The sequence below is a fragment of the Leucobacter aridicollis genome, from assembly GCF_024399335.1.
Taxonomy (GTDB): Bacteria; Actinomycetota; Actinomycetes; order Actinomycetales; family Microbacteriaceae; genus Leucobacter; species Leucobacter aridicollis_A.
The window spans coordinates 2,259,443-2,282,035 of record NZ_CP075339.1; the positions used below are offsets into that span (position 1 = coordinate 2,259,443).

At 61.3% G+C, this 22,593-nt stretch carries 18 protein-coding genes, 2 tRNA genes and 1 pseudogene; 9 read left to right on the top strand and 12 right to left on the bottom strand.

What is annotated here, in order from left to right; translation table 11 throughout:
• Positions 1 to 33 precede the first annotated feature (33 nt).
• From KI794_RS10165 to KI794_RS10185, 5 genes are all read right to left on the bottom strand, one after another.
• Positions 34 to 618 carry a DUF305 domain-containing protein gene (locus tag KI794_RS10165; RefSeq protein ID WP_119284168.1) on the bottom strand — a complete coding sequence of 195 codons (585 nt, stop codon included), beginning with the start codon at positions 616 to 618 and terminating at the stop codon, positions 34 to 36.
• An 84-nt stretch (positions 619 to 702) separates the two neighbouring features.
• Entirely contained in the window at positions 703 to 1,206 is a 504-nt protein-coding gene (locus KI794_RS10170; protein WP_119284169.1) for a DUF6153 family protein, read from the bottom strand.
• A gap of 68 nt (positions 1,207 to 1,274) precedes the next feature.
• Entirely contained in the window at positions 1,275 to 3,668 is a 2,394-nt protein-coding gene (locus KI794_RS10175; RefSeq protein ID WP_119284170.1) for a CDP-glycerol glycerophosphotransferase family protein, read from the bottom strand.
• A gap of 70 nt (positions 3,669 to 3,738) precedes the next feature.
• Positions 3,739 to 5,418, bottom strand: coding sequence for a S1C family serine protease (locus KI794_RS10180; protein ID WP_255808020.1), 1,680 nt, complete (start codon positions 5,416 to 5,418; stop codon positions 3,739 to 3,741).
• 83 nt (positions 5,419 to 5,501) lie between these two features.
• The gene (locus KI794_RS10185) at positions 5,502 to 7,430 is read right to left on the bottom strand and encodes a hypothetical protein (protein WP_255808021.1); all 1,929 of its coding nucleotides are present in this window, start codon (positions 7,428 to 7,430) and stop codon (positions 5,502 to 5,504) included.
• Between the two features lie 138 nt (positions 7,431 to 7,568).
• Between KI794_RS10185 and KI794_RS10190 the strand changes: the two genes are divergently transcribed.
• Positions 7,569 to 7,642, top strand: a tRNA-Met gene (locus KI794_RS10190).
• Between the two features lie 259 nt (positions 7,643 to 7,901).
• Positions 7,902 to 7,975, top strand: a tRNA-Met gene (locus KI794_RS10195).
• Between the two features lie 215 nt (positions 7,976 to 8,190).
• On the opposite strand, the gene KI794_RS10200 is transcribed toward KI794_RS10195, so the two are convergent.
• From KI794_RS10200 to KI794_RS10220, 5 genes are all read right to left on the bottom strand, one after another.
• The gene (locus KI794_RS10200) at positions 8,191 to 8,382 is read right to left on the bottom strand and encodes a hypothetical protein (protein WP_130454216.1); all 192 of its coding nucleotides are present in this window, start codon (positions 8,380 to 8,382) and stop codon (positions 8,191 to 8,193) included.
• Positions 8,383 to 8,609: 227 nt separating this feature from the next.
• Entirely contained in the window at positions 8,610 to 8,894 is a 285-nt protein-coding gene (locus tag KI794_RS10205) for an SHOCT domain-containing protein (protein ID WP_130454215.1), read from the bottom strand.
• On the bottom strand, positions 8,891 to 9,328 hold the full coding sequence (locus KI794_RS10210; protein ID WP_130454214.1) for a DUF6325 family protein: 438 nt from the start codon (positions 9,326 to 9,328) through the stop codon (positions 8,891 to 8,893). The genes KI794_RS10205 and KI794_RS10210 overlap by 4 nt, the downstream gene beginning before the upstream one ends.
• A 2-nt stretch (positions 9,329 to 9,330) precedes the next feature.
• On the bottom strand, positions 9,331 to 9,885 hold the full coding sequence (locus tag KI794_RS10215) for an HdeD family acid-resistance protein (protein ID WP_255808022.1): 555 nt from the start codon (positions 9,883 to 9,885) through the stop codon (positions 9,331 to 9,333).
• A 288-nt stretch (positions 9,886 to 10,173) separates the two neighbouring features.
• Positions 10,174 to 10,845, bottom strand: a complete 672-nt coding sequence (locus tag KI794_RS10220; RefSeq protein WP_130454212.1) for an alpha/beta fold hydrolase — start codon at positions 10,843 to 10,845, stop codon at positions 10,174 to 10,176.
• 168 nt (positions 10,846 to 11,013) lie between these two features.
• Here KI794_RS10220 and KI794_RS10225 point away from each other — a divergent pair, with 168 nt between their 5' ends.
• The 3 genes and pseudogenes from KI794_RS10225 (at position 11,014) to KI794_RS10230 (ending at position 12,589) form a co-directional block, all read left to right on the top strand.
• On the top strand, positions 11,014 to 11,604 hold the full coding sequence (locus KI794_RS10225; protein ID WP_130454211.1) for a hypothetical protein: 591 nt from the start codon (positions 11,014 to 11,016) through the stop codon (positions 11,602 to 11,604).
• A pseudogene (locus KI794_RS16315) lies at positions 11,582 to 12,031 on the top strand (hypothetical protein); the annotation flags it as partial. The gene KI794_RS10225 and the pseudogene KI794_RS16315, both read left to right, overlap by 23 nt.
• A 189-nt stretch (positions 12,032 to 12,220) precedes the next feature.
• On the top strand, positions 12,221 to 12,589 hold the full coding sequence (locus KI794_RS10230; RefSeq protein ID WP_255808023.1) for a hypothetical protein: 369 nt from the start codon (positions 12,221 to 12,223) through the stop codon (positions 12,587 to 12,589).
• A gap of 301 nt (positions 12,590 to 12,890) precedes the next feature.
• Here the strand turns inward: KI794_RS10230 and KI794_RS10235 are convergent, their stop codons facing one another.
• Complete coding sequence (locus tag KI794_RS10235) at positions 12,891 to 13,061, bottom strand: hypothetical protein (protein ID WP_255808024.1); 171 nt, start codon at positions 13,059 to 13,061, stop codon at positions 12,891 to 12,893.
• Between the two features lie 796 nt (positions 13,062 to 13,857).
• On the opposite strand from KI794_RS10235, the gene KI794_RS10240 reads away from it, so the two are divergent.
• From KI794_RS10240 to KI794_RS10255, 4 genes are all read left to right on the top strand, one after another.
• Complete coding sequence (locus KI794_RS10240; RefSeq protein WP_255809760.1) at positions 13,858 to 16,716, top strand: SpaA isopeptide-forming pilin-related protein; 2,859 nt, start codon at positions 13,858 to 13,860, stop codon at positions 16,714 to 16,716.
• 54 nt (positions 16,717 to 16,770) lie between these two features.
• A complete protein-coding gene (locus tag KI794_RS10245; RefSeq protein WP_255808025.1) occupies positions 16,771 to 18,327 on the top strand; it encodes a SpaH/EbpB family LPXTG-anchored major pilin in 1,557 nt (518 codons plus the stop codon).
• A gap of 225 nt (positions 18,328 to 18,552) precedes the next feature.
• A complete protein-coding gene (locus KI794_RS10250) occupies positions 18,553 to 19,458 on the top strand; it encodes a class C sortase (RefSeq protein ID WP_255808026.1) in 906 nt (301 codons plus the stop codon).
• Positions 19,459 to 19,639: 181 nt separating this feature from the next.
• Positions 19,640 to 22,228 (top strand): helix-turn-helix transcriptional regulator, encoded by a 2,589-nt coding sequence (locus KI794_RS10255; RefSeq protein WP_255808027.1) that lies wholly within the window; start codon positions 19,640 to 19,642, stop codon positions 22,226 to 22,228.
• A 108-nt stretch (positions 22,229 to 22,336) separates the two neighbouring features.
• On the opposite strand, the gene KI794_RS10260 is transcribed toward KI794_RS10255, so the two are convergent.
• Positions 22,337 to 22,591, bottom strand: a complete 255-nt coding sequence (locus KI794_RS10260) for an integrase core domain-containing protein (protein WP_130454205.1) — start codon at positions 22,589 to 22,591, stop codon at positions 22,337 to 22,339.
• Positions 22,592 to 22,593 lie beyond the last annotated feature (2 nt).

Genomic DNA, 22,593 nt, shown 5'->3' on the forward strand with positions numbered 1-22,593 from the left:
GTGTGTTCACTGTCGTGACCGGTAGCTGTACCATCAGCGAGCCAGCAACTGCTGCATCGCGGTGATTTCGTCGGTCTGATCGGCGACGACCTGTTCTGCAAGTTCGCGCACCCTCGGGTCGCTGCCGCCGGAGAGCGCCTCCTTCGCCATGTCGACGGCGCCCTCGTGGTGGGCGATCATCTGCTCAAGAAACAGCCTGCCGACCTCGTCCCCGCTCGCGCGCCCCAGCGCCTCGAGGTCTTCGGCAGAGAGCATGCCATCCATGCCGCCGTGCGTCATGTGCGACGCGGAGCCCTCCGGATCATAGGCGACTCCCCACTCGCTCAGCCACGACAGCATTTTGTCGATCTCGGGTTGTTGCGCAGCCTTGACCTGCTCGGCGATCTCGGCGACGGCCGGGTCGACGCCGTCGGCCGCGAGCACGATGTCGGACATTTCGATAGCTTGCTCGTGGTGCGGGATCATCATCGTGACGAACATTTCGTCGGCGGCATTCGCCTGGCTCTGCGGTGCCGCTGATTCGGCGGGCGGGCGGGCGCCGCTGCCAGTGCTGGCGCAACCTGCGAGCGTTGCCGAGGCTGCGAGTGCGAGCGCGCCAAAAAACAGGGTCTTCTTCATGGGAGTGTCCTTCAAGTCTGTGTGAATCGGTGTGAGTGGAGCGGCGCGTGGCACCGCGTGCCCGCGAACGGGCCACGCACGGATTCAGGTTCGACTGATTGAGAGGACGATGAGGGACGGCGTCGGGGCGGGCAGCGCAGCGCGCACGCTTGCGGCCGCCGCCGTTGCGCGGTCTCGGAGCGTGCGCGTTGCGGTTTCCGACCTGGGGATGACGAGCAGCAGCATGCCGACGATGAGCGCCAACGCGCATGCAGCAGCCATCGCCTCGTGGCCAGGCGCAGTGTCGCCCGCGGGCGGAGGGTCGTGCAGCGCGTCCGCGTGCGCCGTGTCGGCGATCTGGTGCGCGGCGAGGTTCTCACCGCCGGCAATCGTGGCCCCCGTCGGGCCGTGCTGCCCGCCGTGTGCAGCGCTACTCGCCGAGAGCGCCGCTACCCCGCTCGTTGTGTGCGACGCGTCTGCTGACGCGCCGCTGAGGGTATGCATGCCGAGCAGCCCGACGATGACGAGGAGCACACCGGTGAGCACGACGAGGACCGCGCGGACCGGACGCCGGGTCCGGGGTGCGCGCAGCGCGATCCTGTCGTTCATGTGCATTGCTCGGAACAGTAGCAAACCTCGCTGACAGGCCGCCTAGCCTTCAGCCGCCCTGTCCGGATCTATGCGTTCCGATCCAGAGCGGGACCGAACGCACCGCGTTCCGCAAGCCTATCGACGACGCGCACCGAGGCGGCTCCGTCGTCGTGTGGCGTGAACCTTGCCTGCCACGCCGCATAGGCTGGCCGAAAGTCGACAATCCACTGGGCCGAGCGCCCATGCTCGCGCACCTCTTCGGCAAGCATCACAAGCTCGTCGCGTGACTGAAGCAGCGGTCCGGGAGCGCTCGCCTCGAAGTCAAACGTGAACCCGCGCTCGGCGTCTCGGTACTGCGGGAGGTCTGGAACATAGAACGCCAACGGTGTCCCTGCGACCGCAGCATCGAACATCACCGATGAGTAGTCGGTCACCAAGAGGTCTGCGGCGAGGATCACGTCGTTGATGTCTGGGTGCGCGGTGGCGTCGATGACGCGGGGATTCAGTCGGAGATAGCTGCCAAGCTCGTGCGTGCGAGTGTGCCCCCTGGCCACGACAGTCCAGTTCTCGCCGAGCGCATCTGCGAGCGCGTTCACGTCGAGCGAGTCGACAACCGTCGTGCCGCGGTCGCGCCAGGTCGGCGCGTACACGACGACCGAGTTCCCCTCGGGAATGCCGAGTGTCTGGCGCGCCGTCGCCTGGGCCACGGGGTTCATCTCGCCGACAATGTCAGCGAGCGCGAGCCTGTCGTCGCGCGGATACCCAGTTTCGAGAATCTCCCCCGCAAACGCGTAGCTGCCACGGAACTGGTCGGTCGAGTGTGCGTTCTGCGAGAGCATCATGCTCCAGCGGCGACTCTCACGTTTGATCGCGAGCTTCGTGCGCAGTGAGACGTTCGGGCGACCGAGCGCGAGGTGTTTCAGCATCGTGCCGTGCCACGTCTGGAGCACTGTTTGTTCCGGCCCACGCTTGAACCCGAACCGAAGCCAGTCGTTGACGATGAGCAACCGGGCCATCCGCCTCGCGGCGAACCATTCGACGCCGCCGACGAGCACGGGCGTCGCTCCCGCTGGCACCGCCTGACGCTCGCTCGTCACGCTCCAGTAGCGGGGCAGCTCAGGATAGCGAGCGGCGATCTCGCGGTCGAGCGCGAGCGGATTGCAGCTGACTTGCCGACCATAAAAACTCTCGAAAAAGACACCATCCGGTGCGACAAGCTCGGCGGCCGGAAGCCGCAGGCGCTCGACAGCCGCGAGGACACGGCTGGCCGACTTGCCATCGCGATACGGGTGGAACCGCGACGCGAGGGCTGCGGCTGCACGCGATGCCTCGCGGCGAGCGGCGGTGCCAGTGGTCAGAATCTCACTGAGCGAGGCGGTGACCTCGCCCCAGGAGCGCGCGATGTTCGCACCTGCGGTGACCTCGAGCGCCTCGTACAGGCCGCGCTTCGCGGTGTACGCGTCGAGGTCGGGGGCGAACCACTGGATTGGGCGTTCGAGGAGCGAGAAGTCGACGGCGATTGACGAGAAATCTGTGATGACGGCGTCGAAGGCACCGAGTAGCGGGGTGATGTCGCGGGCGATGTCGCTCCCCAGCAGGTGGATCCGCTCGCCGACAGCCGCACCATACTCCCCTTCTCCGAGCGGGTGGGAACGAATGACGAGGTGCGCGTCGACGCTGGCGAGGGCTGCAACGATTTCCGTCACCTCAGCGTGTGTAGGGATGGCGGGATCAACGTCGCCGTCTCGCCATGTCGGCGCGTACAGCACGAGCGGGCCCGTCGCGCGCCCACCCTGAATCCGCTGCGAGAGGATGTCGAGTACGTGCTCACGGGCCGCGGCCGCCATGGCAGGGTCCGCTGCCTGCGCCGCGAGCTCGTCGTCTCGCGGATCGCCGAGCACGGCGACCTTGCCCGGAGCGACTCGGAACGCCGATCGGAGACGCTCGGCCGCAGTCACGGAACCCGCAACGTACAGACTGACCTGCTTGGTGCCGCGCTCGTACATACGCTGCAGCACCCCGCGGAGCGGGGCGGGCCCGCGTACGGCTGTCGTCACCGGGGAATCGAGGTGAATGCGCTTGAGCGGGGCCCCGTGCCAAAGCTGCACGATGGTTCCGCCAAACACGCCGAATCGGTTCACGTCACCGAGGCCGTGCGTCACGACGAGCGTCTCTGCTCGAAGCGTCGCCCAGAACCCGTGCCTGCCGCGCCTGAGCACTGGAACGAATCCTTCGGCCTCCGCGAGTGCGCGTTCGGCCTCCTCGGCGACGAGCCAGACGATGCGGGCGTCAGGCCTGCTGTCGCGCAGCTCGCGGGCGAGCGCAAGCGCACCTTCTCCAACGCCGATCCCGCTGCCGAACGCCCAGGTTCCTGGCACCCGGGGAACGAAGAACGCGAAGACCCAGGACAGGAGGTATTTCGGGATCGCGAGAAGCTTCGAGAGGTTGCCGCTCGCGAACTGGAATTGACGTGCACTCATTTGTCTCCACTGTAGAACACGAAAGCGGGCACCGTTTCGAGTGCCCGCTTTCGTGAGAGAGGAGTGGTGACTACCAGTCCAGCGTTCCGAGGGTTGTAGTGGTCTGACCGGCGACTCCACGGCGGGTGTAGTCGATTGTCACTTCACTGTCTCCCGCGTGCATGCGAATCAGAGCCGAGACTGATGTGCCGTCAGCGGCTGGCACGCCGTCAACCGCGGTGATAACGTCGCCAACTTTGAGACCAGCCTTTGCGGCAGCGCCGTCGCGGACTACCTCCTTAATGAGGCCTCCCGCGTGGTTCGCGTCTTCATCGTCGTCAAGGCTCGAATCCACGACGCTCGCACCGAGGAGGCCGTGGGTCGGCTTCTCACCGGCGATAATCTCGTCGGCGACGCGCGTGGCGAGGTCCGACGGGATCGCGAATCCGAGGCCAGCGCTTGACGCGTTGCCTTCTGTCGCGCCCGGCGACGCGATCGCGACGTTGATGCCGATGAGTTCGCCCTTGGCGTTGAGCAACGCGCCGCCGGAGTTGCCTGGGTTGATCGATGCATCGGTCTGCACGACGGGCAGCGTGACCTGTCCGCCTGTCTGCTGCGAGTTCTCCTGCTCACCGGGGGTGTCAAACCGGAAATCCCACGGGAAGCTGCGACCGTTGTCCGGTGCGCCTTCCCCGTTGTGATCCTCCTGCCCCTCCTGGCTCGGATCCTGCGGAATCAATGCGCTGCCAACTGAGATTCCGCGGTTGAGCGCGCTCACGACGCCGCTTGTTACCGTGTTGGAGAGACTCATCGGGGCGCCGATAGCCACGGCGAGGTCGCCGACGTTCACGTCTGCTGAGCTCGCGACGGCAACCGGGGTGAGGCCTTCTGCCTCAACCTTCACTACTGCAATGTCTGAGTATGGGGCGACGCCGACAAGCTTGCCGTCGAAGACGCGCCCGTCGCTGTGCTTCACCCGAATGCGCGGATCGGTCGCCGCGCCATCGAGCGTGACAACGTGGGCGTTGGTGATGATGTAGCCGTCCTCGCTGTAGATGACACCAGAACCGGAGCCAGAGGCGTTCTGCGAATCGACAGTCAACGTCACAACGCTCGGTGTTGCAACCATCGCGACACCCGATATATCGGTCGCGGTTTCGGGGTTATTGAGCTTGACAGTGCCGCCCTGCTGCGAGACAGCGTTGCTCTTCGGAATAGCGTTCGCAACGACGAGCGAGGAGACGCCCCCGCCGACAATTCCGCCGATGAGCGCTGCCACTGCGAGACCAGCGAGGAACGTGCCTGTCGAATGGGTTCGCTTCTGGGCAGCCACACCGGCCCCCTGCTGCGGAGCCCCCGGGGCTGCAAGCGTCTCGTGGAGCGCCTGCGTGGGGTACTCCTGTGTCAGCTGGGGCTGCTGCTCGGCGTTCGGGGCGGAGTATGCACCCTGCTGCGCCGCCGGGTACGCACCCTGCTGCGCGGTCGGGTAGCCGCCTGGCTGCACGCCGAACGCTGCGCCGGCACCCTGAGTTTCGGGGCTGCTGCTGGGCGCAGCGCTCGGAATGCCCGACCCGTGCGAGAACTCCGGCGGGGTCACACCACCGGGCTGCGGCGGCGTGACTCCCCCGAGGTGGGGCGCTGGTGCCGCGGCCGGCGGCGTGGCCGGAGCGGACTGCTCATGGGGTGTCGGCGCGCCGGCCAATCCCTCGCTCGGCCGCTGCGATTCTTCAGGTTCGACGGGCTGGCCCGGGGTGTCGTTTTTCTCAGCCATCGTGGCTCCTCTCTCGATGACCCCAGCATTCCGTCTATTCCTATGAATTTGATTTGGAAAGGCTCCAGAATGACTGCAGATCGCTAAGAATGGTCGCCCGACACCTCAGCCCGGAGCTTTCTACGAAGCGCCACGATCCCACCGAGGAGCCCGCCCGCTCCAACCATTCCCGCGGCGAAGAGCGCCGGGAGTTCTCCGGCGGAAGCGCCAGTTGCCGCGACCTTCTCGGAGGGCGTGCTCGGCGCATCGGGCTCGATGATTTCCGCAGTCTCGGCGGGAATTCCATAGTCGTCGCACCACGGCACAAACAGTTCACCGGAGTCATCATCCTGATCCTCCGGAGCGAGGCAGGCCTGAACGGTCACCCATCCACGTACGTGCTCTGGAAGCTCGAATGGCTCTGCAGTGACCCAGCTGTCGGGCCCGGCAAGCGACACTGTCAGGCTGCCAAGTTCAGTCGCGTTCTCGGGAGCCTCAGGTTGCTGCGTCGGGCGCCCATCAGACTGGAAGAACGTGAGGCGCACGACTGCGGGAATGAACGCGTGCTCCTCATCCCGAAGCCAGGTCCCGCTCCCGACGACTCCGCGCACAGTGTCAATGAGGCTGCGGTCACCTGGCTCCAGCCGGTTGGCGACGAGTGCGGTCTCGAGTCTCAACTCTGTCGGCACAATGTGGCGCTCTGCGACAACCCCGAATCGGTCTGAGTACACTGCTCCGGCTGCGAAAAACCCAGAGTCGCGAACCGCCTGGGTCTGGCGCTCCTCCCTGATCTCCCACACCCAGTAGTAGTAGCCAGTTGCGGCGTCCTGCACGGTGAGCTCGACAGCGTAGTCCCCCGGCCCCGAGTCGACCGCGAGCTCCGCGGCGCCCGCTACTGGCGCGCCGTCGGGTGCCACCACGTCCTCGACCTGCGGCGCCTCGAAGGGGCCGTACAGTGTGCCGTCAGCAACGATGGGCATGAAAGCTGCGACGCCAGCGCTCGGCCAACCGCCGGATCCGGCGCTCACGGTCACGACGTCACGAAAGACAGGGTCTGCTCGCTGCACGAACTCAGCCGGCACCTGCGTAGTGATCGCGGGCGCGAAGTCATGGGAGAACGAGACCGCCGTTCCCGCGAACTCGCCAGTGTTTGTGCCGACGACAGGCTTCACACCAGTGCCAATTCGCTGCTCAGTGTCTCGCGTTGCCGGGTGCAGAATCAGCTCAGCCGGCCAGTACTTCTCGTCGACAGACCACGTGCCAGTCACCGTGACCTCGGTGGTACTGTTCCAACTTGGCTCGTGCGGCGACGCAGTCCAGTCAGCGCTGCCAGCGCTGGCGCCTTCGACCCGCAGTTGGGTCGCGCCGTCGTCGAACACGCCGCCAGCAATGCTGAGTCCGCTTGTTCCCGCCGGGTACTGCACCGAGCCTCCCAAGGCCTCTTCGTCGGTTGTCACGACAAGCTCACCTTTCGGCGAAGCGTGCCCTGGCGCGAGCGCGGCAGTCCTGGCCTCAGCCGCGAGGCGTTTGCCGGCCTCAACGTTTGCAGTGCCGCCGTTCGCACGAAACAGCCCGTACTTCCCGTCGATCCAGGCAGCGTTTCCTGGTTCTCGCCGAATTTCCCACAGCGCGACCTGAACGGCAACAGCCCTGTCGGCATCGGCGGTATCGCCGTGTTCGGCGAGAACCCAGTTCATCTGCCGCATCTGCGTTTCGCTAGCCGCCTGCGTGTTCACTGTCCCGCGCCACCCCCACGCGTCATTGACCTCGACCGAATATCCGGGGAGCTTGGTGACCCGCGTTGGCTTCAGCTGGGCACTCACCGGGGCGTCGACACCTGGCTCGAGGCAGTACGCGCGCGATCCGTCGGCCGTCGTAAACGCGCCGACGTGATACCCCGCGTAAGAAATCATGCCGTCAAAGCTTGCGGCATGTGCGCTCGGCACAATCCCGAGCAGGAAGAGCGGCACGGCGAGCATCGCCGAATAGACGGCACGGCCCGGCGAGCGCCTTCGATCTTTGGATATGTGCATTCGGAAACCCTTTCGCTCGAGAACTGCTGAGCGACAAGGTTGCCTGCCCTCATGTCTCGACGCGATCCGTTCTCCACAAGCGTCGCGGCCGCTCGATTCGCGTGAACAGCGAATGCCTGGTAGAGTAATGTCTTGTGCCGCGGGGTGGAGCAGTTCGGTAGCTCGCCGGGCTCATAACCCGGAGGTCGTAGGTTCAAATCCTGCCCCCGCAACCGTGAGAAAGGCCCCTGACTAGGAATTCATTCCAGTCAGGGGCCTTTCGCTTTGCTTGCTTCACGATAGGCTCGCTCCCCCGCATCGCCTCCAATGTGGCCGCGCGGGCGCTCAAGAACGTGCCGGCTGAACGCGTTCGCCCGCACCCTCAGGACGCGAAAACCTGCGTCGTCAGCTCACCTGTGGGCGGAGCAACACGCCCACGCTACAGCTCAGTTCGAGAACCGAGCGGTGCACCCGATATGGTTATTGACGTGCCGCGGGGTGGAGCAGTTCGGTAGCTCGCCGGGCTCATAACCCGGAGGTCGTAGGTTCAAATCCTGCCCCCGCAACGAAAAACAGCCCCTGATCAGGTGAAAACCAGATCAGGGGCTGTTGGCTTTTCGGTTGAAAGTACCGAACTACGCTAAGGACTACGCTAAAGCGATTCCGCCGTGATACTGCGTGATACTCCCGAGATCACGCGGATGTCGTGGCTCATGGGCCTGTCCGAAGCGGAGCGGCGGACGGGCCTGCCCGCTGCTCGGAGCGGAGCGGAGAGCACGGCCTACCTCATCCCCTCGAACGGGTCTGTGACGCCGTGCAGGCCGTGCTCAGGGCACGAGAACGCGACCCGAATGCCAACGCCCTCGCCGCCCTCGAATATCTCAGGCTCGCAGTCACGGCCGCAGACGGCGCAGGTGCGGTAGTTCTCGTTGCTCGAGCCGTCGCCGATGCGAATCATTGGCAGGTCGCTCATGAAAGACTCCCCTCGCCAGAATCGCCGGCTTCTTTAGAGACGATGGACATGAACTCGACCTGCTAATCGCTAGAACGTCCAGAGCCTTCGCCTTTTGGCGAACGGGATCGTCGTTCGAGACCACGACCGGCTTGCGGAACGGACGGTCGGCTGCCGGTAGAGGCCGACGAACGCGAAGAGGGTGCCCAGTCGAGACAATCGAGCACCCTCTTCGGAACGGCGCGCGTCTACGCGCCGGAGAGGACGCGCTGCTTCTGCGCCTCGAACTCAGTTTCAGTGAGCACGCCCGCGTCCCGGAGCTGGCCGAGCTGCGCGAGCTGGTCGAGAACCGAAGTGCTGCCCCCAGCGGGTGCCGGTGCGGGCGGTGCGACGGGCTCCGGAGGAGCAGCCGCTGCAGCGGGAGCGGCGGCAGCTGTGTCCTGCGCGGCCCAGCGTTGTTGCTGGCGGCGGTGGGTGCTCCCGATGACCCGTGTTGCGACGGATGCGCGCGCTGCGGTGCGGAGGAGACTCATGACTGATTCCCTTCGTTGAGTGCTCGTTCGAGATCCTCGATGGCGATTCCGCCCGAGAATAGTTCTACGCCGCCTGCCGCCGCCCATGCTCCTGCAGCGACAGCGAGCGAGCGATCCTCATACACCACCGCAAGCGCTACCTGCCCGCGTTGAAGTTCGGCGGCGATGCTCGCGAGGTCATCTGCGTCGAGAAGACTGCTCGCTGCCCCATCGAACGTCGAGAGGTTGATGCCGGTGACACCGCCGAGGTCCGTGAGCTCGAGCCGGCCGGGAGCGCCTGTCTCGTCGACACCAATGAGCTCGATATCTAAGATCTCAATGATCCCCTGCTCGACACGGTCTAGCATTGCGGATAGGCCGGGGCCAAGGTCGGCGTGCTCGTCGAACACGAACACGAGGTAGTCGACGGGGCCCGCGAATTGCTCTGTTGCCATGGTTAGGCCTTCTTCCTGGTGATGGCGCGGACCGCGTTCAGACCACCAAGCACGATGAGCGCGACACCGAGGAACCACCACAGGAATACTGCACCCCACAATGGGCTGCTTAGGAGTGTGAAACCGGCGATGACGGAGAGGATCGCGAACACGATTGTGAGGCCACTCGAACCGGACTGGCCGAGAGAGAAAAGCGCAGTGAAGCCCTCGACGATCCACATGACGCCAACCATGATGGTGAGGAAAAGCGCCAGGAACGCAGCGGACTGCTGGAGCGAGGAAAAGGCATATACGCCGGCGATCACGTAGAGGATGCCGAGGAGGATGTGGCCGATCCGACCGCCTGCACCGAGCTCTTTGGAGAAGACCCCGAGTGCCGCGTAGACGATACCCGAGATGATTGCGTAGGAGGCAATGACACCGGTCAGCGCGACTGCTGCCTTCGTGGGCCAGGCGAGTACGGCGATGCCGAAGCCAACGGCGGCGATCCCACCAATTAGCAGTGCGAGGCGTGCTCCCTTTGTAGGCGCGGCGGGGGACAGGGTGGCAGTCGTCATGAAGCGCCTCAGATTTTCTCTTATGCATGTTTGTGACAGGTTCGTCTACGAGCGATCCTATCTGCAACTCCAGCTAGACAGTGGGCTTTCACGTCCAACATGACGAAGCTTGTATGCAGGTAGAGGTATGGGTGCCACCAGAACAGCCAGCCTATAGTCGTACTGACCTCTAGGGCGACCGCATTTCCAAGTACTCTGGAGAGCTTCCCTGTGGCAACCTCGTCGAAGAACAGCCAGCAACGGCTGCTCCGTACACCTTCGAGCCCCACCGTGGGCAGCTGACCGCCCCTAGTGCGGAAAGGTACGCTTGGGCAGCACTCCTGCAGGAGCTCGCAAAAATGCCCCGAGAGCCTGAGCGAAAGCTTCCGGTGCCTGGAGGTGTGACTGGTGCCCAGCTCCGGCAAGGACACGAAGCTCAGCGTTCGCGATGGCTTCTGCAAGCGCTCGCGAGCCGGGGAGACCCAGTCGATCCTTGGAGCCACAGAGGACGAGCGTCGGCGCGACAACGGCTGCCAGTTCCCTCGAGAAGTCCGTTGTTCTCGCCGATTTGAGTGCCGCGATCATCTGGGGCTTGTCGACACCGTTGCGCACGTATTGCTTCGCGGGGATCAGGGACATGAATACCTGCTGCGCGATCGCCAGTGTCTTCGGCAGGCGAATCTGCCCCGCAGCAAGCGTCAACGAGAGGACTCGGTCTGGATAGTCGACTGCGAATCGCAAGGCGATCATCGCACCAAGTGAAAGACCGCAAAGATGAATTGCAGCGACACCGATCCTATCGATCTCAGCAGCAATGCTCGCGGCCGACCTGCTCAGAGAAAAACTCTTGTTCGGTGCTGGCCCAAACACGTCGATCACGAGTGGGGCGAAGCCATCTGGAAGCGCGCCAGCTTGGGCGCGCCACACCTCAGGTACTTCACCCAGGCCATGGACGAAGACAACGAGCTCGTCACTACTCATGGTTTCTACCTTCGCACAACCTTCGCCGCCGACAGCGAAGCACGATCCGCCGTATGCCTGCGAGCGCACACCCCAATACCTAATTTCACTGATATCTCTACGTGCTTGTCTAAAAGCTGCACCCCAACCGCTTCACTACTCGCTGCAGGTCCGGTATTTAGTTGGATCATGTCACTCATCAAATCCATATCCTCCGTCGCTGTGGCGGGTATCGCGCTCTCCACGGCCTTCCTGGCTTCGACCGCCGCGACCGCTGATATGCGGACTGAACCAGTGAAGCAGTTCGCCGGCCAAGAGCAACGGGGGCTGGGCCTTGGATCTGAGACGTCGTTCACCATCGAAGCGTCAGCACACAACTCGGACACGAGCGTAGTCGACACCTGGAAGATTACCGACGAGCTCGACTCACGTATTAGTGACGTACAGGCGGTGACTATGGAAGTGATCAACCCAGCAGACCCTTTGCACCCAACACCTCTTCCATTCGTTGACGAAGAAAGTAACGCGGGGTATCGATGGGAACGCACAGGAAACACGATTTCGGCTTGGATCACCCCAACCGGGCTTCGAGACTTTGTGAATCTTCCTGGCATGATGCCGCGAGACATGCAGGTAATCCGAGTCACGGTTGATGCATCTGTGAGTGCAGTGGGAGACGGAATCATAAAGAACACCAGCACACTGGAGTACGCAACCACCGCGTGGGCCAACGATACTGCTTGCGCAGTCAAACACGATGTTTGTTCTCCATCCGGATAACCCAAGCATAGGCGCCTGCTTCGGAGATCCGGAACACCCGTATCTGCCCCCTTGGATCCCCACAGGCTGGGACGAGTTGCCTCCCATACCACATTCGCGGCAGGCACCCTCGGAGATTTCGAACATCGCGACTACCCGGTGGGGCTGGTATGAAGCGTATAAGGTCGACGGTGTGACCGGCGCAGGGCTGGCTGGCGCGAAATTCGAAGTGTACCCCGCAGCAGACCCCTACGGGGAGAGGTGTGTAGCGACCCCCTTGGCCGGGTCTGGCCCAATCGAAGTTGTCGAGAACGGAGCCACGGTTACGGAATTCACATCTGACACAAACGGCCGCGTGTTCATTCCAGGCTTGTTCATCGATCAGGACCCAATCCACCCTTTCAGCGCGTACCGCTGCTACGTACTGAAAGAAACTCTGGCTCCGGTGGGATACGATCTGCCTTATGGCAGCGCCGCATACACCCCGTTCAGCGTGACCCCCGGTGCCCCAGGTACTGGCACCACATATGTTCCAAAACGCATCCCAAACACACGACTACCCTGGGCGATGTCCCTTCCCACACCCATCGTCGTCCAGGCCACCTGTCCCGTACCTGGCCAGCCGACCGTCCCCAGTGTGATGTTCCCACCTACTGCCAACATTCGCACTGTCACGATGGTCGGTGAGGTCAAGGCCGGCTCAACTGTCACCGTGCGAGTGCTTGGCGATGAGGAGTACGTATTTGTCCAGTCCGCAGGCTGGACTATCACGAAAGTCGGCGCCAGTTTCATGGGGGAATACACCGTGAAGTTTGATGCTATCGATTGCGAGAAGCCGCCCGTAAAGGAGTCAAAGCCACACGAAACAAGCCTTGCCGTTACCGGTGGCAGTGACATGGTCCCGCTCCTGCGGATGGGAGTTGGAGCCATCCTGCTCCTCGGCGCCGCAGTTTTCACCGCAGCTCAGGTTACTAAACGACGTAGGCGCGCAATGGAACAAGCATGAATCCCTCAAACGAATCCTTGATGCGTCGGCGGCTGAGGCTGCAGCGGTCAACTTTGTCGTCGTGATTTCAGTCCCAGCAACCGCCGCTCCTCACTAAGGTAGAGCGCACAAGCAAGCGACCCTGAAGCATCAGCTTCGGGGTCGCTTGCTTGTGCATGCGTCTCAGCCGTCTTCAGTACACGGGGCTCAGCAGTGAAGCCGCTCCCTATCGGCAGGACAATTCTCCGTGGACAGAGATTTGCGGCGCATGCCGCTTTTGCCGTTGGAGGGATGCGGCCTCACATTCCGGGGTGTCCAGCATTCACAGTTCCACAGCCTGCCTCAGGCCGGTTCTCGTTGACGCGTCTGATGCGCTGAGCTTCTGCGGTGGCCTCAGGCTGCCTGTCAGCCGTGCAGTGAAACTCGCGAGCTGCTCGTCGTGCTCGAGGAGGTGCTGGCGCCCCTCCTGGTACTTGCGAGATGTGCTGTTCACGGCTGCACGGTCCCTCTTGATCGCTGCCCTGGTCATCCGGGGAAGAGCGAAGCGCAATGAGTCTGTCGTATGACAGCCAACAGCTTCCCCGTTCTCCAACAGCAGAGCTGTCACTCTTTGGTACTCATCTCAATGATTCTCAGGGTTTTGAACATGGGGAACGGTGTTCGCATCCGACCCAAAGTGACGAGCCGATAGCGGCCGAGCCCGCAATGCTGGCTGTATGGATGATTGGACTGAGTTGCCGAGCAGCCGCAGTCTGTACTGCCGTGAAGGCTCGCTTTGCAAATAGAAATGGTGGCAGAGATGCACAAAATTTGACAGAGGTTCGTTAGAGATCTCGCCAACGCAAGCAACCATGATGTGTTCATGTCCATTCGTCCACCCAAATGGATACTCCCTCGGCGCCGCCATACGTGCCGCCTTCTCGCGCTTCAAATTCATGGTGTTGCCCGGCAAGGTCTACTCGGCACATCCCGCATCCCTCTGAAAGCGCTAAGAAGATTCCAGCATCAAGACCTACGCATCTGATTGAACAGCGGAACGGATAGCGGCGCAATAGTACCTAATCCAGCGCACAGCACTACCTATTTACGTGTCCTCGGCAACGTATTTCACAGGTTAGCGATGGTGATTGGGCTCGTGACAGGCGAGAGTTCTTCAGGGGCAAACATGGAGAAACTAGTTGTCCTTTGGAACGAGCAGAATCAGCCGTTATCGCAATCTGGGCTGAAATGAGGGGTGCAGGGAACATATGCGAAGTGGGGCTTCCTTCTCGTCGAAGTATCACAGTTTGGTGCGAGTAGCCGCGGTAGGTGCGGCTGCAGCACTACTTCTGGGGAGCTTCGGCTTTACCCCAGGCGACACGGCAGCACACGCCGCAGAAGAGCCGGTGCCGTCGAGTACCGACAACATTGCTCAAATCTCGCCAGAGGCGAGTGCAACGAGCGACCAGGATCCATCGGACACAGAGATGGAAAGCGAGTCGCCCGATTCGCCCGTTCCCACAGACATTGCGCAGCAAGTTCCTGAGATCACCACAGAGGAACTAGCAGAAGTAGGTATTGCGCCTGCCTCGGTACCGGTGGCACCCGCAGGCAGCGTCGTCATCAGCGTGCGCGTCGGTGGCGATAGAGCAGCCGACACCGGCACCCAGGCCGTCAACATGAACAACGCTCAGGCTACCGGAGTGGCCGGTGTGACGCTCTACCTCGGTGCCCCGGGACGCAAGTACTCCGCAGACGATGGGACCGTCACCGACGCCATATTCACACCGTTCCCTTACAGTTGGGCAAAGTGCGTCTCCGACGCGGACGGTGACTGCAACTTCATCGTCCCGGTCAAGGCTGCCGGCACGACACCGGCGGTCGATGAATCTGGCATGGTGGTCAACCGCAAGCCTTGGGTTGGAATGTCTCCCTCCGCGCAGCCGGCGATCACCACGCCCGGATGGCACATGCCGGCCACGTCGGTGTTCAGCAATAACGTCAACGTGAGCACCCCGATTGCTGCTGCTTCGTTTACTTACCTATTTCAGGTGAACACCGTGGTGGTGGCGGGGTCGACCTACAAATCCCTGGACAACACCTTCCCGTTCCTGAAGGACGGCAACGGGGATGCCACGAATTTCGATCCCCTGATGCCGTACGCAACCCAGCCGGGGACGACGGTGTCAGGTGGCCGTTTTATGGTAGTGCGCGACAACCCATCACTCAAGTACACGCCGAACTGTGCTCTAAAAGTGGCGGTTGTGCTCGATCTCTCCAGTTCTATGGCACCGGGAGAGGTCACCCAGGCGAAGGCCGCAATCGATGGCATGGTGAACAACTTGACCGGCAAGAACACACAACTTGGTGTGTTCAGCTTCAATAGGGTGAGCCCCGCCGTTCAGGCGAACGGCAGCTACGCAACGAATTACCCCGGCCCCTATTCAGTGACCACTCCCGCGCAGGCCGCGACGTTCAAGAACCTCTATAGCACTTGGACTGCACCGCTAAGCGCAACTGCGAACTACAATGCCTCCACGAACTGGGATCACGCGCTGACCACGGTTGCCAACTCGGGGGTGACCTACGACGTGGTGGTTCTTATCACCGACGGGGCACCGACCACCCTGACCGCAAATCCGGTGGGCACTTGGGGCCTGGCACTCTCGGGCTACCTTCCCAACACTCGCGCGCTAGAAGCTGGCGTGTTCTCGGCGAACCTCGTGAAATCGAAGGGTACGCGCATCGTGCCCTTCTACGTAGACGATCTGACCGCCTCGAATGCTGCAGTCAAATTCTCAGTGACAAATAACATTCGCAACGTCTCGGGCCCAACACAGAATTCCGACTTCTATAACGTCAGTGACTTTAGTGGCCTCTCGACATATCTCAACAACTTTGCGCAGACCTGCGCTTTCAGTACGCTGAACGCGCAGATCAATGTGAACAAGCGCATTCAGGATGCTGATGGCTCCAATGAGCGGGTTGCATCCGGCTGGGTACTGGGAGCAGCCACCACCGCGACCGCTGGCACGGTAACCACAACCCCAACCGCCACCACGCAAGTGACGCCCGCAAGCGGCAAGGTGACCTGGACTGCAGCGTTCGGGACGAGCGCGTCCCGTGCCAGCGTGGCTATCTCGGAGACGCAACAGCCAGGCTACGAGTTCGTGAGTGGATCATGCACGATTACTCCCGTGAGCGGTGCCGTGCGAACCGTACCTATTTCGGGCGCAGCGGGTGTCACCTTGACCGGCATTGCGCCCCAGGACACGGTGGACTGTACCTTCGTGAACAAACCACCCACACCTGCGAAGATCAATGTCACCAAGCGCATTCAGGACACGGACGGAACGAATGAGCGGGTCGCTTCTGGGTGGACACTCGGCGCAGCAACAACAGCCACTACCGGTACGGTTACAGCAAGTCCGACCGCCACTACGCAGGTGACGCCCGCGACCGGCAAGGTGACCTGGACTGCAGCGTTTGGAACCCCAGCCTCCCGTGCGAGTGTAGCTATCTCCGAGACGCAGCAAGCGGGGTGGGTATTCGTGAGCGGCACGTGCACCATTACGCCTGTCACTGGATCTCCTCGCACCGTCACACTGCCCAACGCCGCCGGTGCAACACTGACTGCGATCGCCCCCGGGGACACGGTCGACTGCATATTCGTGAACAAGCCCGCTGCACCGGTCACCGGCAGTGTGCTCTGGGAAAAAGTCAATGGAAGTAAACATCTGGCGGGCTCAAGCTGGAAGCTCACCGGTCCAGGCGCATCAGGAACCGTCAGAACAATCGACGACTGCACCAACGCGCCTTGCTCAGGTCCGGACACAGACTCGAGGGCAGGCTACTTCGATGTGACCGGACTCACTCAAGGGAGCTACACCCTCGTCGAAGTAAAGGCACCCGCTGGTTACGTATTGGATACGACACCCCATTCCTTCACGATTGGAACCACGCCGCCGGCGGTGCTCAACTGGGATCTCGGCCCGATTCAGAACGAGCAGCAGCTCGTACCAGGTATCCCCTTGACAGGTGGAATCGGGCGAGACCACCTGCTCATCGCAGGCGGCGGGTTCCTACTTGCCGCACTTGCTCTTGCAGCCGTGTTCTGGCGCCGTGCACGGAACACGTCGGGGCTAGGCAGGAGGTCGCCCCAAGACTGACCTCACCACTTTCCGACCAATCGAGATTCACCTAGCACAGAAAGCACAACACCCATGGCTACGTATAAGAAGACACGCGGCATGATCGCCGCAGCTGGAGCCGTCGCGCTCGGATTCGGCGGACTGATGTTCGCGACGATCCCCGCGAACGCAGTCCCGGTCGACGGGCCTGTCGATGCCACAAAGACCGGCTCGCTCACAATTCACAAGTTTGAGTACCCCGCAGACGGAAACCAGAACCCCTCAGGAACGGGTACCAACCCGACCGGCCCGATCGGCGATGTGGTTTTCACGGTTTGCAAGATCGACAACATCACTTCCCTCGGCGATACCTCGAACGCTGGCTGGGCTCAAGTGAAGGGCCTGAACGCCCTCTCAACTCCGCCGTTGACCGGTACGGTCGCAGGCGTTGATTCGAGTACAACGTTCCCAGTGAGCGGTTGCCAGACCGTGACCAGCGCGGCGAGTGGCAGCACCCCAACGTTGAGCGGCCTCGCTGTTGGTGCCTACCTCGTCACTGAGACCAGTGCTCCCGCTGGCGTGGTGAAGGGTGATCCCTTTATCGTTACCTTGCCGACCCCGGCCGACACCGCCGCAGGCGCTACCAACACCGGCCGCTGGGAGTATGACGTGAACGTCTACCCCAAGAACCTCAAATCCACCGCTCCGACGAAGACCATCCACGATCAGCCGAACAACGGTGTCGTGCTCGGTCAGGATATCGACTACACGATCAGCCAGGTGGTTCCCGCACTACCCAGCGGGCAGAGCTATACCAAGTTCGTCGTCACCGACGCGCTCGACGCGAAGCTGGATCTCAAGTCCGGCTCGGTGGTAGTCACATATGACGGTGGGACGCTCACCGAAGGCACTGATTACACGCTCGACACCACCGGTGATGTGATTGTGGTTACGCTTCTCGCAACAGTGCCGGGCACCCCTCCTGCCCCGAATTCCATTCCGATCGAGGCCGGCAAAACCCTCACGGTCGACTTCACCGCCACCGCAAACGCGACCGGCGAGATCCCCAACACCGCTGTCGTTAATATCAACGACCTTGACTTCGACGGGGACGGCACTCCCGGCACACCCACAACCGAGGTAAAGACTCGCTGGGGCAACCTTCTGGGCGAGAAGATCAACGCTGACGACACAATGAAGCTCGGCGGCGCGAAATTCGAGGTCTACATGACCGCTGACACCGATGGCACCTGTGCCGCGGCGACCACCGCTGATCTTGCGGGACTTTCCTCGGTGACCACGGTTACCTCCGCTGCAAATGGCAGCATCGCAATCCCCGGCCTTTGGGTTGGCGATACGAACGACAATGTCACCAACCGCTGCTACATCCTGAAGGAGATCGAGGCTCCTGCAGGCTACGTGCTCCCAACCGGAGACGCCGCACTGCACTCTGTGAACGTCACTGTAGGCACGGTTTCTACCGCAACCTTCGACGTGAGAAACGATCAGCAGCTCGTCCCCGGCCTGCCTCTGACTGGTGGCGATGGGGAGCGCATGCTCCTGGTGGTTGGTGGGGCACTTCTCATCCTGGGCGCGGTTGGGGTTGCTTTGCGACTTAACAGACGACGCGAAATCACCGCATCGGCCTAGCCACCTAGTAGGTTCCCCACAGCGCGAGAATCTCCCAGATCGCTTGACACTCCCCCCTCAAGCGCGCGTTGTGGGTTCCTTCCTGACCCCTACCCCCATAGTGGGCCAGGAAGCTCCGCGCGGTGCCGGAAAGAAACTTTCCGGCACCGCGTTCTCTTCTGTCACAAACTGAGAGGCGCACCCACATTGTCATACAGCCGCACGAAGGACGAAGAGGCGCCTCGAATGACTGTGCCCGCTCGAAAATGGCGTGCCTCAGCATCATTGATCCTCACGGTTCTCGTGGCTGTTGCTGGCGTCACTACTCTCACCTATTCCACTGCGGCGAGCTGGGTTTCCGCGATTAACCAGAGCCAGGTCGTTAATCGATACGAAACATCAGTCAACCATGCTGAACCGTCAGCCTCAGAGCAACTCAGAGCAGCGCATATTTACAATTCGGCGCTCTCATCCGGTGCACTTCTCGAGGCGAATTCGACGGTGCCGCAGGGGAACGGCGAGTACGCGGACACCTCTTTTGACTACCGCAGCATGCTCGCTACCTCGACTGGAGTGATGGCACGACTTCAAATTCCCAAGATCGATGTAGACCTTCCCGTTTACCACGGCACCAGCGAAGAAACACTTGAGATCGGGGTGGGGCATCTCAAAGGCACCTCGCTACCGGTTGGAGGTGAGAGTACTCACAGCGTGCTCACCGCACACCGAGGCCTCCCCTCCGCCACTCTCTTCACGAACCTGGATCAGGTGAAAGTGGGTGACACATTCACCATCACGACGTTCGGGGAAGTTCTGAACTACCGCGTCGTCTCCAGACAGGTTGTCGCGCCCGAGGACACCGAGACATTGCGGCAGATTGAGGGTGAAGACCTGGTCACGCTCGTCACCTGCACACCACTTGGCGTGAACAGCCATCGAATTCTCGTGACCGGAGAGCGTATCAACCCCACCCCGCCAGAAGCGATTGAGGAGGCTAGGTCGTCCGCGAGAGAGCCGGGATTCCCCTGGTGGGCGGTCGCCTACATCAGCGCTCTCGCCGTAATCGGCTGGTATGCTTGGTGGGCTGGAAAACCACCTCGCCGACTACCACAGCATGCCAGCACGGAGTGCAGTTCCAACGCGCAACAATAGTACTTGGGTGCGGAGAGCTACCGGTTTTCGAGAACCAAATAGTGGACTTCGAGTTGGAGGATAAGTGGAACTGGAGACTTTGCAATGCAGTTTGTGGCTTTAGAAATCAGCGGTGACAGCTTGCGACAAGGGGCAATAGGCTTGCGATGAGCGGGATCTGCTAGAGCGGGGCGGGGGCTTCATGGATATTCAGCACGGCGACACGCTTGCCCTCGCGGCAGAGACGGTTCGAGCCGGCGGTCGCGTGGAAGTAGTCGGCAGTCATGGTAGTGGCAAGAGTACTTTTCTGAAGAATCTGAACGATATCCTGCGTGACGGCGGGTGGAGTACTCTTTTTATTCGTGGGATCGCCTCTCTCAAGCAGTTTCCGCTCGCAGCCCTCAACTTTCCAGGGGTGTTAGATGCTGGGGATGAGGTCCGTGGTATCGCCTCAATTCACCAGGTAACTTTTGCCCTGCAAGCGAAAGTATCTGGCCCTAACTCGGTGATCTTTATTGACGACTGGAATGAACTTGATGAGGCTTCATGGGGAATCATCGATTCCGTCCATCGTGCGCTTTCGGTACCAGTCGTGTTCTCCCACTTGCGGGGTGCTCGGGCGAGCAGTATTTCGGATGAATCTTACCTCTCACGAGTGCCCACGGGATACGTCGTGGAAATGCGGTCGTTGCGAATTGATGAGCTAGGAGCAGTACTCAAAACGCACCTGAATTCACCGATTGAGAGAGGTGCACTAAGTCGTGTCTATGCGATGACAGGCGGGCACATAGGTTTAGCACTTGCCTTAGTGAAGGCAGCACGGCGTGAGAACCAGTTGGTTCAAGACTCTTACGGAGTATGGACAAGCACGGACGACCTGTGGAGCTCTGGTCTCACGTCAATGCTCGAGACTTACGTCAGCGACCTCCCCACCCATGTCCGAGATTCCCTGGAAGTTCTTGCCTCCGTGGGGACAGTTGACCTGGACACTGCACGGAAGCTTGTTGAGGTTGAGGTACTCGAACTGCTGGAGGAGCGTGGACTCACAACAATCCTCTCGGGTTCAGTGCATGACTGGGTGATGGTTATTCCCCCTCTCTTAGTCGAATATTTTCGGCGCGCACCCGCCTCTACCCGGAAGGATCGCCTCAATAGGCACATCCTTGAGCGAATCGGTGAGGTGGAACCCGCCGCAGTCGTCCTAGCAGGGAATTCTCCCCTGGCTCCAATAGTCGATGGCAGAGAGGCATTGTTTGCTGCCTTGGCTCGGGAACAGGTACGAACGCGGATCACAGTTGCGTCGGCAGATTGGGTGGTATCACAGACACCACGAAATGCGGTGGGCTACATCACCGCGCTCATGCAGTCACCTCAGGCAGACAGTGAAGTACTTGTTGAGCAGGTTTTCCGTGACACGGATTTCTCTACCGGTGAAATCGAAAGTCATGCAGAGCTCATCGTTCTTCACGCCAACTGGCTTGCGCATGTTCAGGGGAAGGTCGATGACGCGCTGGAACTGCTTCGCACCGAGCGGAACTCTTTTGGTGACTTCGGGCGGCTACTTGATGCGGCTGAAGTCACTATTCTCACCAACCTAGTCAGGGCCCCCAGCGATTCCTTGAAGAAGCTCAAGGTAACCCACGACCTCCCAGTAAAAGTGCAACTCGCCCTTCTAGAAGCGCAAATGTTGATCTTCGTGACATCGTGCCGGTTTAATGAAGCCCACCAAGCGTTCGAGCGCATCCGTGTATTAGACCCTCTGCAAGAGCAGATCAAACCACGAGTTCTTTACGGATTTATGTTACTCGGGGAGGGGCGCCATGCTGAAGCGCTGCACCTCCTTACTCATTGGTTAGAGGAAGCGAGGAAACAGGTCGATATCCAGGGCGTTCGCTCTCTCGCGTGCGCGCTTGCGTTGTGCCACAGCCAGTCAGGAGACCATTTTGCCCTTGACCGCTTAGCTGAAGTTGTCGCTGCGGTTGGAGGCCACACCTCGTTCCCTTCGAATCCACAGGTGGCCACGGTCTCCGTGACCACTAGTGTGGTCGCCGCCCGTCGCGGAGACACACTCCTCACTGAACGGTTTGTACGTGAGGCGCAGCGACAGGGTATTGCTGATGGGCCGCTGCCGGCACAGTCGCTTGCCTGGCCAATTGCGCAACTGATGATCCTGCAAGGAGAACTAGAACACGCTGCAGAAGAGCTCTGGAGATCAGGTGAGAAGTTATGGGCTCGGGAAGCGCGCTATGCAGGGATGCTGGAAATGTTCGTTTCGATCGAGATTCACCCCAATGCAGAACGACTCGACAAAGTGAATCAGCTCCTGAAGCTCGTTCCCGAAAATGTCTCCCTGCAAGCCCAGGGAGTTTACGTGACGGCACTCGTGAAGAAGGACCCGGAAAGCATGTTGAGGGGTGCCGAAGCGCTAGTGGACACGGGGCGCTTTGGTTTAGCTGCGTCAGCCTATGCCATGGCCGAAGCATGGTTTGAGAACGCGGGAAATGCTGCACGCGCTACGGATGCGCATGAAGCCGGGAACCGGGCGCGATCGCGGATCGGTAGTTCTGCACTTGACGTTTCCCGGTTTAGTGCATTGCCTGCAGTTCTTTCCCGCCGAGAAGAGCAGGTCGCGAGGCTGGTTGCTTACGGTCTCACCAACCGTGAGATTGCAACGGAACTCTACCTGAGCGCTCGGACCGTCGAGGGGCACGTGAGACGAATCTTTCGGAAGCTGAAGCTCAAAAACCGACGCGCTCTGGAGGAATACTTCACTGACCAGTCTGGAATTTGAGAGTTTGATCTTGGGACAGTTCGAAGGCGAGCCTGTTGAGCCCTGGATTTTTGGCAGAAGCAATCAGTGATATGAAGGTGAAGCGCCCCGGGTTTCGTGGAGGCTCGGTTATCTGGAACCGGCTCCGATGGGAACCTGTTCTCCAACGTAGCTGACGGGCTCGTGGGATGCCCAGTGGGCGGCCTCGAACTCGGCGGGTGGGATGTGTCCGATCTCGCCGTGCAGGCGCCGGTGGTTGTACCAGTCGACGTATTCGGCGACTGCGATCTCGACGTCGCGGATCGACGCCCACCCGCCCTTGGGGCGCATCATCGGGTTGCGGATACACTCGGCCTTGAACAACGAGTTCAGCGCCTCGGCCATCG

Excerpts from the sequence above, each read along its gene's own strand:
- KI794_RS10215 (WP_255808022.1), bottom strand. The coding sequence starts at position 9,885 with ATGACGACTGCCACCCTGTCCCCCGCCGCGCCTACAAAGGGAGCACGC.
- KI794_RS10260 (WP_130454205.1), bottom strand. The coding sequence starts at position 22,591 with ATGGCCGAGGCGCTGAACTCGTTGTTCAAGGCCGAGTGTATCCGCAAC.
- KI794_RS10210 (WP_130454214.1), bottom strand. The coding sequence starts at position 9,328 with ATGGCAACAGAGCAATTCGCGGGCCCCGTCGACTACCTCGTGTTCGTG.
- KI794_RS10205 (WP_130454215.1), bottom strand. The coding sequence starts at position 8,894 with ATGAGTCTCCTCCGCACCGCAGCGCGCGCATCCGTCGCAACACGGGTC.
- KI794_RS10200 (WP_130454216.1), bottom strand. The coding sequence starts at position 8,382 with ATGAGCGACCTGCCAATGATTCGCATCGGCGACGGCTCGAGCAACGAG.
- KI794_RS10225 (WP_130454211.1), top strand. The coding sequence starts at position 11,014 with ATGTCACTCATCAAATCCATATCCTCCGTCGCTGTGGCGGGTATCGCG.
- KI794_RS10220 (WP_130454212.1), bottom strand. The coding sequence starts at position 10,845 with ATGAGTAGTGACGAGCTCGTTGTCTTCGTCCATGGCCTGGGTGAAGTA.
- KI794_RS10255 (WP_255808027.1), top strand. The coding sequence starts at position 19,640 with ATGGATATTCAGCACGGCGACACGCTTGCCCTCGCGGCAGAGACGGTT.
- KI794_RS10245 (WP_255808025.1), top strand. The coding sequence starts at position 16,771 with ATGGCTACGTATAAGAAGACACGCGGCATGATCGCCGCAGCTGGAGCC.
- KI794_RS10250 (WP_255808026.1), top strand. The coding sequence starts at position 18,553 with ATGACTGTGCCCGCTCGAAAATGGCGTGCCTCAGCATCATTGATCCTC.
- KI794_RS10170 (WP_119284169.1), bottom strand. The coding sequence starts at position 1,206 with ATGAACGACAGGATCGCGCTGCGCGCACCCCGGACCCGGCGTCCGGTC.
- KI794_RS10165 (WP_119284168.1), bottom strand. The coding sequence starts at position 618 with ATGAAGAAGACCCTGTTTTTTGGCGCGCTCGCACTCGCAGCCTCGGCA.
- KI794_RS10180 (WP_255808020.1), bottom strand. The coding sequence starts at position 5,418 with ATGGCTGAGAAAAACGACACCCCGGGCCAGCCCGTCGAACCTGAAGAA.
- KI794_RS10185 (WP_255808021.1), bottom strand. The coding sequence starts at position 7,430 with ATGCACATATCCAAAGATCGAAGGCGCTCGCCGGGCCGTGCCGTCTAT.
- KI794_RS10175 (WP_119284170.1), bottom strand. The coding sequence starts at position 3,668 with ATGAGTGCACGTCAATTCCAGTTCGCGAGCGGCAACCTCTCGAAGCTT.